Origin of the sequence: Microcystis sp. M53602_WE12 (assembly GCF_030065455.1) — a bacterium.
Lineage (GTDB): Bacteria > Cyanobacteriota > Cyanobacteriia > Cyanobacteriales > Microcystaceae > Microcystis > Microcystis aeruginosa.
The window spans coordinates 1-12,350 of the sequence record NZ_JASJFB010000030.1 but is presented as its reverse complement, the minus strand read 5'-3'; the positions used below and the strand labels follow the sequence as shown (position 1 = coordinate 12,350).

12 protein-coding genes are annotated in these 12,350 nt (G+C 45.1%); 5 read left to right on the top strand and 7 right to left on the bottom strand.

Annotated features, from left to right (window positions below):
• The first annotated feature begins 493 nt into the window (after window positions 1-493).
• Complete coding sequence (gene ilvC / locus PX482_RS01225; protein ID WP_288095337.1) at window positions 494-1,486, top strand: ketol-acid reductoisomerase; 993 nt, start codon at window positions 494-496, stop codon at window positions 1,484-1,486.
• Between the two features lie 329 nt (window positions 1,487-1,815).
• Here ilvC and PX482_RS01220 read toward each other — a convergent pair whose 3' ends face one another.
• The 3 genes from PX482_RS01220 to PX482_RS01210 form a co-directional block, all read right to left on the bottom strand.
• Window positions 1,816-2,604, bottom strand: coding sequence for an ECF transporter S component (locus PX482_RS01220; protein WP_002758743.1), 789 nt, complete (start codon window positions 2,602-2,604; stop codon window positions 1,816-1,818).
• 469 nt (window positions 2,605-3,073) lie between these two features.
• Window positions 3,074-3,628, bottom strand: coding sequence for a YqeG family HAD IIIA-type phosphatase (locus tag PX482_RS01215; RefSeq protein WP_002758741.1), 555 nt, complete (start codon window positions 3,626-3,628; stop codon window positions 3,074-3,076).
• Window positions 3,629-3,727: 99 nt separating this feature from the next.
• Window positions 3,728-4,351 (bottom strand): class I SAM-dependent methyltransferase, encoded by a 624-nt coding sequence (locus tag PX482_RS01210; protein ID WP_002758740.1) that lies wholly within the window; start codon window positions 4,349-4,351, stop codon window positions 3,728-3,730.
• 119 nt (window positions 4,352-4,470) lie between these two features.
• Here PX482_RS01210 and hemH point away from each other — a divergent pair, with 119 nt between their 5' ends.
• Window positions 4,471-5,634 (top strand): ferrochelatase, encoded by a 1,164-nt coding sequence (gene hemH / locus PX482_RS01205; protein WP_002758738.1) that lies wholly within the window; start codon window positions 4,471-4,473, stop codon window positions 5,632-5,634.
• A gap of 95 nt (window positions 5,635-5,729) precedes the next feature.
• On the opposite strand, the gene PX482_RS01200 is transcribed toward hemH, so the two are convergent.
• Window positions 5,730-5,981, bottom strand: a complete 252-nt coding sequence (locus PX482_RS01200) for a DUF8653 family protein (protein WP_002739055.1) — start codon at window positions 5,979-5,981, stop codon at window positions 5,730-5,732.
• A gap of 139 nt (window positions 5,982-6,120) precedes the next feature.
• On the opposite strand from PX482_RS01200, the gene PX482_RS01195 reads away from it, so the two are divergent.
• Entirely contained in the window at window positions 6,121-7,539 is a 1,419-nt protein-coding gene (locus tag PX482_RS01195; protein ID WP_002758736.1) for an ATP-binding protein, read from the top strand.
• A 194-nt stretch (window positions 7,540-7,733) separates the two neighbouring features.
• On the opposite strand, the gene prfB is transcribed toward PX482_RS01195, so the two are convergent.
• Window positions 7,734-8,841 (bottom strand): peptide chain release factor 2 gene (gene prfB / locus PX482_RS01190; protein ID WP_288093909.1). Its coding sequence is split into 2 segments (ribosomal slippage): window positions 7,734-8,768 and window positions 8,770-8,841, totalling 1,107 coding nucleotides; the frame shifts between segments, so codons are not numbered across the junction.
• 64 nt (window positions 8,842-8,905) lie between these two features.
• Between prfB and PX482_RS01185 the strand changes: the two genes are divergently transcribed.
• Window positions 8,906-9,028, top strand: coding sequence for a hypothetical protein (locus PX482_RS01185; RefSeq protein ID WP_288027659.1), 123 nt, complete (start codon window positions 8,906-8,908; stop codon window positions 9,026-9,028).
• A 61-nt stretch (window positions 9,029-9,089) separates the two neighbouring features.
• Here PX482_RS01185 and PX482_RS01180 read toward each other — a convergent pair whose 3' ends face one another.
• Complete coding sequence (locus PX482_RS01180) at window positions 9,090-10,217, bottom strand: DUF3747 domain-containing protein (RefSeq protein ID WP_288121978.1); 1,128 nt, start codon at window positions 10,215-10,217, stop codon at window positions 9,090-9,092.
• A 388-nt stretch (window positions 10,218-10,605) separates the two neighbouring features.
• Here PX482_RS01180 and murD point away from each other — a divergent pair, with 388 nt between their 5' ends.
• Window positions 10,606-11,955 carry a UDP-N-acetylmuramoyl-L-alanine--D-glutamate ligase gene (murD, locus tag PX482_RS01175; RefSeq protein ID WP_002758732.1) on the top strand — a complete coding sequence of 450 codons (1,350 nt, stop codon included), beginning with the start codon at window positions 10,606-10,608 and terminating at the stop codon, window positions 11,953-11,955.
• On the opposite strand, the gene PX482_RS01170 is transcribed toward murD, so the two are convergent.
• Window positions 11,885-12,202, bottom strand: a complete 318-nt coding sequence (locus PX482_RS01170; RefSeq protein WP_071825013.1) for a phage integrase N-terminal SAM-like domain-containing protein — start codon at window positions 12,200-12,202, stop codon at window positions 11,885-11,887. The two genes, murD and PX482_RS01170, sit on opposite strands and share 71 nt — an antisense overlap.
• Between the last annotated feature and the right edge of the window lie 148 nt (window positions 12,203-12,350).

Sequence of the window (12,350 nt, the reverse complement as noted above, 5' to 3'; positions counted from 1 at the left end):
GTTAAACTTCAAGTTTTCATTCAGGACAAATGTACTGATTAACTAATTTTTTGGGGAAAATTAGTTAACCCATCATTATAACATATAATTAATTTGCAAGAGTTCTATTTAGCCACGGTGTTAGGAACTAGCGTCGTCAGACGTGGATGGTAAGCTAAACGGCTTTTACTTCGGATCACCGATATAGACTCCAAAAGGGTTATAGCTGTTGGATCATGCAGGTTAAGCGCCGTTTAGCTTAAAACCGCTGCCTAGTCGAGCCGTCAGGACTCAAACGGTAAGTCTGCCAAAGGAAGCGTCAAAAGCACAAAATCTGTGAGATTAGCGTTTCCAAAGCTAATCAAGCGCGAAGCGGATTAGCCTAGTTCATTTTTTCTAGACACTATTTTTTCGTGACTCCAGGAAACCGGCGCTCAAATGCTTCTGACGGGCGTGATTTTCCCGTATAATTAGGAGTTTGCACAGTGACAAAAGAAGTTAAGGAGCGAGTTCGATGGCACGAATGTACTATGATGAGGATGCCAATTTAGATTTATTAGCGGGAAAAACGATCGCTATTATTGGTTATGGTTCCCAGGGTCATGCCCACGCATTAAATCTCAAGGATAGTGGCGTTAATGTGATTGTTGGTCTATATCCCGGCAGTAAATCGGCAATCAAAGCCAAAGAAGCTGGTATTCCGGTTTATGATGTGGCCGAAGCCGCTAAAATTGCCGACTGGATCATGATCCTCTTACCAGATGAAGTGCAGAAAACGATTTATATCAACGAAATTGCCCCGAATTTAAGCGCAGGCAAGGTGTTATCTTTTGCCCACGGCTTTAATATTCATTTCGGTCAAGTGGTTCCCCCGGATAATGTCGATGTGGTTATGGTTGCCCCCAAAGGACCGGGCCATCTCGTCCGTCGCACCTACGAACAAGGTCAAGGAGTCCCCTGTTTATTCGCCGTCTATCAAGATGCTACCGGCCAAGCACGCGATCGAGCGATGGCCTACGCTAAAGGTATCGGTGGCACTCGGGCCGGGGTTTTGGAAACCACTTTCCGCGAGGAAACAGAAACCGACCTTTTTGGCGAACAGGCAGTATTATGCGGTGGTTTAAGTGCTTTAATTAAAGCTGGCTTTGAAACCCTCGTGGAAGCTGGTTATCAGCCCGAATTAGCCTATTTTGAGTGTTTACACGAGGTGAAACTGATCGTCGATCTGATCGTCGAGGGCGGTTTGGCCAAAATGCGCGATAGTATTTCCAATACAGCCGAGTACGGTGACTACACTCGCGGTCCGCGGGTGGTGACGGAAGCGACTAAGACCGCAATGCGGAAAATCCTCGGGGAAATTCAATCGGGACAATTTGCCAGAGAGTTTGTCCTCGAAAATCAAGCAGGTAAACCGGGTTTCACCGCTATGCGTCGTCAAGAAGCAGAACATTCGATCGAAGAAGTCGGCCAAGACCTGCGGGCAATGATGAGTTGGCTTAAACGCTAGTTCTCTTTTTTTTCGGTGGGGGGTTGGACGCAACGCGGCAATTCTTGCCCTTGCGTCCGTCCCGACACCCCACACCCCACACCCCAAAAGGAAAACCTCCTATGTCACCATTTAAGATAACTGCTGTATTCCCATTTCAGTAGCCCTCCTGCAAAAATAAGTTATCGAGCCGCTATTGGGTCACAATATCTAAAAACTCGGATAAATTCGACATAATCTTAGGTTTTATGCATAGTCTAGTCGTCTCTTGTCTTTTTTCTTCTCCTGACTCCCGACGACCGGCTACTGACTCCTAACCCTAACAACAATTTTTGATTTTTACAAGAGGTCTAGTAGATCGCCTCTCGTGATTTGACCAGACCGATCGCCCGTAAACCGGCAATCACACCACAACCGATCACCATACCGACAAAGGAACGAATCAGATTTTCTAGGGGAACGATCCCAATTAAAGCGATCCAGACTTCTTCGGGCCAGTTAAAAATCGAGTAGGTAATGGCGACGGCCCCTAAATGGGAGAGGCCGCTGGCGGTCCAGGTACCCCCAAAAATTCCCGCCGCTACTAGGGCCAAATTGCTGCCTTTGATCCAATGGGTAAAAAGAGTCCGGGTTGGTAGGATAAATAATACCAAAGCTGACCAATCGACGAAAGCCCCGGCAATAAAGATTCGTGGCGAAATGCCGTTCAGTCCGATCGCCCGGTTAGCGTAGATAAACAGGGGAATCAGAAAAATTAACGTTAATCCTAACCACCAATAACGGCGTTTTTTGCCTAAAACCATCGTTCCCGCCACAAAACTAGACAAAATCGCCCCAAAGACCGAAATAGCGGGAATTCCTGCTGTGTAGGGGGCAAGGAAAGCCCCAATTAAGGACCCAATGCCACTAGCGATCGCTCCAGCGATCGGGCCGAGTAACCAACCCAAGAGGGGAAAAACCGCTTGACTGAGGGGCATACTACCGCCAGAAGCGAGGACAATGGAGAAGGGAATAAAAGAAAGGGTGGTGACAATGGCGGCTAAGACGACAATATAGGCGATCGGCGCACCATCAATGGCGGCACTACTGACAGCTTCCACTTTGCGTTCTTCACCTTCGGGGATAATATCTAGGGTCATAGTTGCAAGGGTAATTCTAACTTTTCTATCATCCTCTGGTTTGATCTTCTTCGGGCAATTATTGATTTTTTCGATAACAGCGCACGGTAATGTGATCCTAAATCCGTTGAGTATGGGCTACATACCAGGACAGGCACCCATGCAAAACGGAGAATAAATAATCAGTCTTTAACAACTGGATTTATAGCGTTTCCTGTTCGCAAGAGGTACATTATCGATGTTAAAAAGCTTGTTCAGCAAAGGTTTAACTGTGCCACATAGTGTGAGAACCGCTATAGTATGACATCCAAACAGATAAAACTCAAAAACAGTAGAGCCAGCTTTTGGCGTATATCCGCAAAAACTGGCACCTTCTATCTACTGACTTTCATATATTTAAGGTCTTTATCTCGGCTGACCTCATTTCAAATTGTCTATAGTATTTCCTACTTTTCCATCGTTTCCTCTATACTTAATTATTTTTTAATATTTACTTCTGTGAGGATTGGTCAGGTTTTATTAAGTAATGCTGCGGATGGAGGGAAACGCCGAGAATTTGTGATATCCACACCTCAAAATCGTGGATTGGATAAGCTGCCCCCCCCGTCAAGGGATTTACCATTGGTTTCACCAGAATGGTAAACATTCCCAGACGATTTCCCGCTAAAACATCGGTAAACAAGCGATCGCCAACCATCGCAATTTGTTGGGGGGGGAGACTCATGGCTGCCATCGCTTGCCGGAGTTTGCGTCGAGAGGGTTTCACCGCACCGAGAAGGTAGGGAAGTTGTAAATTATCAGCGATCGCACAGATACGATTTTCGCTAAGATTATTGCTTACCAACCAAATCGGTAGATAAAGACGCAAGGAATCGACCCAACGCTGTAAATCCTCAGAAACCGTCGTTTCCTGGAGGGGAACAAGGGTATCGTCCACATCGAGAATCAATCCCTTAATCTGATGCTGACTCAAAATCTCCAGACTGAGACCGAGAATCGTATCCCCTAAAATTAAATCGGGTTGTAGAATTTTTGCTCTAGTCATTACTTCTCAAAAATAACTGGCACCGAGTCGATCGAACTCAGCTTCCCTACTTAGTATAAATGACCGACTGCCTCTGAAAATCTTGCCTGGCCGATCCCTTCACTTGGCCGCTCGAATCACCTGTAAACTGCCACCGGCGTATAATTTTTGTTGACAATCACGAAAACCGATCGCCTGTAAAGATCGGATCAGATCCCGATCGATAAACTGCCAAGCGGTATCGGTTTCAAATAATTGCAAAAATAGGGCTAAAGAAGGCCAAAAAAGCGGGTTAGTGGGTCGATGAAAATCCACGAGGGCAAAAATTCCCCCCGGTCTGAGAACTCGATACACTTCTTTAAGGATTTCCTCTAACTGCTCTGGTTCCATTTCGTGGAGAGCGGCGCTAGTATGAACAAAGGCGAATTCTCGGGCATCAAAGGGCATTTTTTCGGCTAATCCCTCCACATAATGCGCTTGCGGCACCGCTAAACTAGCTCGCTCCAGGGCCCGGGGAGAGACATCTAAACCGACACAGCGATCGGATAGGGGGACTAAATAACGAGTGGTTTGACCCGCACCACAACAGAGATCGAGGATAGGGTCATTTTTAGCGATTTTTAAACCTTCTAGGGCCAATTGCCGAAAACGAGACTCCCCACCCACTGCTAGGGCAGCCAGACGGGAGATACCATCGTAAAGCCATTGATATTGATAACTGAGGGCACGTAAAATTGTCGCCAAGATCAACCTCCAAAATTTGATTAATTTCTATATCGTCTGTAATTTGTTTTAACGGTTCCACCGATATATTGTTAAACTTGGTAAAGAATCTGAAAATTTAAAAATTATCTGTTAACACTATGGGTCGCGTTGGGGTTTTATTATTAAATTTGGGTGGGCCGGAGCGGTTAGAGGATGTACGTCCTTTTCTATTTAACCTTTTTTCTGACCCAGAAATCATCCGTTTACCGATCAAAGGATTACAAAAACCTTTAGCTTGGTTAATATCGACGCTAAGAGCGAGTAAATCCCAAGAAAATTACCGTCAGATTGGCGGTGGCTCCCCTTTACTCAAGATTACGGAAGCACAGGCCACGGCACTGCAACAACGTCTCAAGGAAATGGGCCGCGAGGTGAGCGTTTATATCGGGATGCGTTACTGGAATCCCTTCACCGAAGAAGCGATCGAGCGGATTAAACGGGATCATATCAAAAAATTAGTTATTCTTCCCCTTTATCCCCAATTTTCGATCAGTACCAGTGGTTCCAGTTTTCGTGTGCTGGAGGAAATGTGGCAGGATGATCCCTATCTGCGTTTGACGGAATATACTCTCATCCCTTCTTGGTACGATCATCCCACTTATCTGAGTGCTATGGCCGATCTGATCGCGCGAGAATTAGAGCAGTGTCCTCATCCTGACCAAGTACATATCTTTTTTAGCGCCCATGGTGTCCCCCAAAGTTATGTGGAGGAAGCGGGAGATCCCTATCAAAGGCAAATTGAAGAATGCACTAGGGCGATCATGCGTACGCTAAACCGACCCAATCAGTACACTTTAGCCTATCAAAGTCGCGTCGGTCCGGTGGAATGGCTAAAACCCTACACTGAAGATGCTTTAAAAGAGTTGGGAGAGCAGGGAATTAAGCATTTATTGGTCGTACCGATTAGCTTTGTCTCGGAACACATCGAAACTCTGCAAGAAATCGATATAGAGTACCGAGAAGTGGCGGAAGAAGCGGGAATTGAACATTTTCAGCGAGTACCCGCTCTTAACACTCACCCGATGTTTATCGAATCTCTCTCCCAGTTAGTGGTCAAATCCCTAGAGGAAAAACCCACCACTTTCGAGCAAATTACCCATCCGAAAGCGAATATGAAAATGTATCCCCAGGAACGTTGGGAATGGGGGATGACAACGGCAGCCGAGGTGTGGAATGGCCGATTAGCGATGATCGGTTTTCTGGCAATTATTATCGAATTAATTACCGGTCAAGGACCGTTACATTTTGTTGGTTTATTATAACCTCAAGCTTCGTTGCCATTGCCTTTGACGGTAACTACCAAAATAAGGTTGGGTTTAACTATATTTAACCCAACCATTGGCGATTTTATCTTCTCTTAGGACATCATATTAGCAGAACGAACATTAACGTTAACTTCTAGCCTGCCATTGCCGAGCATATCTAACCCAGTGACGCTAAACAGATTAGCTTTAATGCCCCTTTCCTGAAAATTAGCCTGTAATTCTTTGATGAGAACCTCTTCCACTTTCCCTTCATCATCTGCTAGAGCTTGAACGATTTTAGCGGCGAAAGAGCCAATTTTTGCGCTCAATATTTCTTCCACATTGGTAATCTCGATAATAACCATTGATTTTTCTTCTTAGTAGAGGACAAATAGCATAAGAACAGAATTTGCGAGAAAATAGAGCTGCTCTCATCTTAGGAATCAGTATAACCTGCACTGTTACCCCCCAAACGGAAATTCCCACCCAGAAGGAGATTACTGCATGATAAACCTAGAGACCCTAGAAGGTTGGTTAAATGCTCCAGTGGAAAATGAGCGACTAGAATTTAAACAGACTAAAAATCAATTTGATACAATCAAACTGTTAAAATATTGCGTCGCCCTTGCTAATGAAGGAGGTGGCCATTTTATCTTAGGTGTTACCGATAAACGTCCCCGTAAAATTGTTGGTTCACAAGCCTTTCCTACACCCGAAGAAATTAACAGCATTAAATCGCTAATCGTTCAAAAACTTCGCTTGCGCGTGGAAATCACCGAATTGGCCCACCCTGATGGTCGTGTCTTGGTTTTTGAAGTGCCAACCCGTCCCACAGGACAACCTATCGCCTTTGAAGGTGCTTATCTAATGCGAGCAGGGGAAGACTTAGTACCCATGACACCTGATCTGCTTAAGCGCATCTTTGCTGAAGATCAACAAGATTGGTTTTGTCAACCTGCTCGTTCTCATGCTAGTCCAGATGAGGTTATTGACCTATTAGACACCCAAACCTACTTTGAATTGCTCAAGCTTCCCTATCCTAGCCATCGTGATGCTGTTTTAGAAAGATTACAAGGCGATCAACTCCTGCAAAAAACCCCACAAGGTTGGACAATTCCTAATTTATCTGCCATCCTTCTGGCCAGACAACTTGAGAGCTTTTCCCCTACCTTAGCGCGTAAAGCACCACGAGTGATTATCTATGAGGGAACAGGTAAAATTAAAACTCGACTGGAACAGACAGGAACTAAGGGATATGCTGTGGGTTTTGATGGTTTAGTTAATTTTGTCCACGATTTAGCCCCTCAAAATCGCGTCATCGAGGAGGTTCTTAGGGAAGAAGTGAAAATGTTTCCTCCACAAGCTTTGCGAGAACTGATCGCCAATGCTTTGATTCATCAGGACTTTCTCGCTACAGGCGCTTCGGTGATGATTGAAATGTATGATGATCGAGTAGAAATCTCTAACCCTGGTATTCCTTTTATCAAAGTAGAACGCTTTATAGACGAATATCGCTCCCGTAATGAGCAATTAGCTGACATAATGCGTCGTTTTGGCATTTGTGAAGAAAAGGGCAGTGGTATTGATAAAGTTATTTCCGCTGCCGAGAAATTTCAACTTCCCGCACCAGATTTTAGAGTAGGTGAGCTCCGAACAACTTCTATCCTATTCGCTCATCAGGATTTTGGCAAAATGAGTCAATCTGACCGTATTCGCGCTTGTTATCAGCACTGTTGTCTCCTCTATGTCGATAATCAACGGATGTCTAACCAAACCTTACGAAATCGCTTTTGTTTAAATGAATCAAAAAACAATACTGTTTCTCAAGTGATTGGGGCAACTAAAGAAGCAGGACTGATTAAACTTGACGAATCTGAATCTAAATCAACTCGTTATGCTCGTTATCTCCCCTTTTGGGCCTAGACTAGCCTTGAGCGAAGTGGAAATGCTAAAAAGTGCTTCAACGCAAATCCATTTTAGGGATGTCAAATCGGCGAAACCCTTATACAGCGAGCAAAAAAGTGCTTCAACGCAAATCGACATTTTTCCAAGAGGAGATTTTATCATCGCGTCCACACGGGAGTGGGACTTGTGGACGACAACGGCGATACATTTCTTTAAACTGCACCCCCCAAACGTAAATAGGCTTCAATAAAGCTATCTAAATCCCCATTCATTACCCGGGTAACATCGGTGGTTTCCACATTACTACGGAGGTCCTTAACCAATTGATAGGGATGAAAAACATAGTTACGGATTTGATTGCCCCAAGCGGCCTCCACCATATCGCCGCGAATTTCTGCGATCGCTTGAGCCTGTTGTTCCCGAGCGATAATTAACAATTTCGCTTTTAATAAAGCTAGGGCTTTTTCTTTATTTTGTAATTGCGATCGCTCTTGGGTACAACGCACAGCGATACCTGTGGGAAGATGAACTACACGCACGGCAGTTTCCACTTTATTAACATTTTGTCCACCTTTTCCCCCCGATCTAGTGGTGGTAATTTCTAAATCTTTATCGGGAATTTCTACCCTCACCGCATCATCGCCCAAAATTGGCATCACTTCCACCCCGGCGAAACTGGTTTGACGTTTACCATTAGCATTAAAAGGGGAAATTCTTACTAACCGATGGGTGCCTTTTTCTCCTTTCAGATAACCGTAAGCATAAGTTCCGGCAATCTCAATTGTCACCGATTTAATTCCCGCTTCATCTCCTTCTGATATTTCCGCTAAAGTGACTTTATAACCCTGTTTCTCGGCCCAGCGAGAATACATTCTCAGGAGCATTTCTGTCCAATCTTGGGCATCGGTTCCCCCGGCCCCCGCATTAATCGTTAAAACCGCTCCTTTTGCGTCGTAGGGACCATTTAAAAGCTGTTGCAATTCCCAGCGATCGAGGTCATGCTGTAAATGAGTTAAATTGTCCGTCGCTTCTTCTAGTAAAGTTCGATCGGATTCTAATTCTAATAACTCGATAATTGCCTTGGTATCTTCTAATTGTCCACACCAACCCTGATAGGTTTCTAAAGAAGATTTACATTCATTTAGTTCTTGCAGGGTTTTTTGAGCCGTATCGAGATTATCCCAAAAAGTAGGGACGGCCGCCACCTGTTCTAAGTCTTTAATTTTGGCCCTTAAAGTGGGTAAGTCAAAGATAGTCCTGGGTTTTACCCAGGCGCGATCCTACTATCTCGATACCTTTTTTTAGTTCTGATATTTCCATATTTTCAGTTATCAGTTATCAGTTACTCTAGGAGTCAGGAGTCAGGAGTCAGGAGTCAGTCCCGATGAAAAAATTTTCACCCCCACAGAGGAAAGAGGTTTCCTTCCCTACACCCCACACCCCACACCCTACACCCTCTTTCAAGTCAGGAGTTGAGAGTTGGGGTTTTAGGGTTTTGGGGTATTAGTTGAAATTCCCCCATTTCCCTTATCCACTCTCTGTTCCCCGTTCCGCAGTTCCAGCGTTCCCTAAAATGGTACGATCGATCCGCGCAGGGGAGCAAGACTTTGTAAAGCGTTTTCAGCCTTATCGCGACTACTAAACGCGCCTATTTGCCAGACGCGACGACCTTGGTGGGAAGTGGGGAAAGCGTCGGGATAGAGAGAACGAACCCTAGTGCGATCGCTCTCGGTTTTAGCTTCGATTACTACTTTAAAACCTTGGCGACTACTATTGCTCATATTACCACTACTGGGATTAGCGGCGGCTCGATTAAAAGTGATTACGTCTGATAAACTTCTGGGATTGCCTAGGTTGCGCGGTGGCGGTGGTGGTACAATTGCATTATTATTCTGAGAATTGGGAGGAGTCAGGGGGGGTAAATTAGGGGTAACTGGGGACGGTGGCGTTAAATTTGGCTCTGGTACTGGATTATTGACCACTGGCTGAGGATTGCTCTCTACTGCTGTTTCTGCAGCGGTAAAGGTATATTCTCGCACTTCGGGATTAGCAGCAGGATTAACAGGTGTTTCTGCTTTGACGGATTCTCTGGGGGGGGGTGTGGGGGGGATAGACGATTGGGTACCCGCGAGTAATTCTGGGGGAGGATTGAAATTGGGACTATCGGCAGTTAGATAGATATGACTGAGATTTTGACCAGCTAGACTGCGTTTAGTAAAGCGCCAGCCATCGATGAGATAAATTTGCATTAAACCGCTCCCTAAACCTTTTGTCCGTCCAATAATTACCTCCGATTGCCTGGGATTGCGGGGGGTTCCCACAAGGACTAATTCCCCGTTGCGTTGTACGATACGCAGCAGGTATTCTAAACCGTAATCTTTGCCCTGAATGCGAAGGGAATAACCGTTACTGTCGGTGGCCCGTTCACAACTGCCGGTAAAATCGAAATCGAGCAGCAGCGGCTGAACAATGGTCGGTTCTGTGCCATTTACCGCCCAACATTGGCGTTTTCCTGGGATTTGTTGCAAAATCAGTAAATCGTATTTACCGTTACCGTAGGGTCGGGCAATAGCGATAAAATCTTCTTGATTAACTTCTCTTTGTTCAAAGAGAGTTGCTTGACTCGGTGTAGTCAGGAGACAACCCCCCAGAAGTGAAAACAGTAGGGTAAATTTTAAGGATGATTTTAGATTCATAAATAGGGAGCGTTGTTATAGAGATCGTACTTGCATTTATTTTATCGATCTAGACGTAAGCCAGAGAATTTTGTTTTCTTGGAAGATAGCTAGGGTTTGCTCAATAAATCTAAAAACCTTGTTGGGTAAAACTTTTAGACTTTTTGGTTTCCAAAAAGTACCAGATCTGGTAGTGATCGGGTGGAAAATCCCTGGACTTTTTCCCTGAAAATTAGGTAATTGACCCCCTCAAAATCGCTAAAACCCTACACCCCACACCCTACACCCCACACCCTACACCCTGCCCCCACCGAAAAACTTTTTGCCGCAAACCCTAGTTATTACTCGACCTAATCCACAGTAGGATAGAGATTGCTAAAAATTGACCCTTGAGTAGAGTGGCAACAAGATGGCGAAAGCGGCGATTATTGGATTGGGAAGATCGGGAATAGCAGCGGCAAGATGCTTAAAACGGGATGGTTGGCAGGTGACATTAAGCGATCGCTCTGATTCTCCCAGTTTACAAGCAACCAAAACCAATCTGGAAAGGGAAGGAATTATTGTCAATCTTGGTCAAAATCTCAGTCTAGAGGCTTCGGACTTGCCTAATCTTATCGTGGTTAGCCCCGGGGTGCCTTGGGATGCCCCGATTTTAATTACTGCCAGAGAAAAAGGCATCGATACGATCGGAGAATTAGAATTAGCTTGGCGTTATCTGCAATCTTCCCCTTGGTTGGGTATTACGGGAACTAACGGCAAAACCACCACCACCGCCCTCTGTGCCGCTATTTTTCAAAAAGCGGGGTTAAATGCCCCTTCCTGCGGTAATATCGGCTATGCTGCCTGTGAATTGGCTTTAAAAGCCGATAAATACGATTGGATTATTGCGGAGATTAGTAGTTATCAGATCGAGTCCAGTCGGGATTTATCGCCGAAAATCGGCATCTGGACAACTTTTACCCCCGATCACCTCAGTCGTCATCAAACCCTCGAAAATTATTATCAGATTAAAGCTTCTTTACTGCAAAGAAGCGATCGCCAAATCCTCAACGGTGATGATCCCTATCTGCGTCAAATCGGTGTTAGTCAATGGCAACAAGCTTACTGGACTTCTGTGCAGGGCAAAGCTGCGCTTTTGGGCGATCCTAGTCGTGGTGTTTATCTCCAAGATAACTGGATCGTGGCTTTTGGCGAATTAATTGCCCCGGTTAATCTCCTGAAAATGGTGGGTAGTCACAATCAGCAGAATTTGCTTATGGCTGTGGCCGCCGCTAGATTGGCAGGAATCGAGAAAAAAGCCATTACCGAAGCGATCGCCACTTTCCCCGGGGTTGCCCATCGTCTAGAGTATATTTGTACCTATAAAGGCCTAGACTTTATTAATGATAGTAAAGCAACTAATTACGATGCGGCCGCAGTGGGCTTACAATCCGTCCCTAGTCCGGCGATTTTAATCGCGGGGGGAGAAGCGAAAGCAGGGGATGATCGGGCTTGGATCGCTGAAATTAAGGCAAAAGTCGTCACTGTGCTGCTTATTGGTGACGCTGCCGCCGATTTTGCCCGTCGTTTACAGTCAGCAGGTTATCAAGATTATGAATGTGTAGAAACGATGGACAGGGCAGTTCAACGCGCGGCTGAACTAGGAACAGCAAAAGCGGCTAAAGTGGTCTTACTATCGCCCGCTTGCGCTAGTTTTGACCAATACCAAAGTTTTGAACATCGCGGCGATCATTTCCGGCAGTTGTGTTTACAGTTGTAGGGAATGGGGAATGGAGAGATGGGGGGGCTTGGTTTTGAGTAGAGGCGGCTACGTTTTCCTTGACGGCTAGATGGCTTAAAAATGACTCCATTTCCGCACTACTCATGTCTTTAGGGTGTCTTTTGTCATGAAACAAGGTGTAGCGTCGAATCCAGAAGATGTAGGTTTCTTCCGTGCGGTAGGAATAGTGTTTGATGCGAATAATATCACGAACCTGTTCAAGGAGTTTTTTAGGAGGTTTTTCCATCGGGCAATAGACCTCTTGCAAAAGTCTTAAGTCGATCCTTGTACAGCAACATTTTTGAAGATTATCAACTACTAATAAATAATTAACTGAAAGTCCCTCCCATTATTGTTTCTATCGTTTGTTTTCGGATTTATGCAAGAGGTCTAAT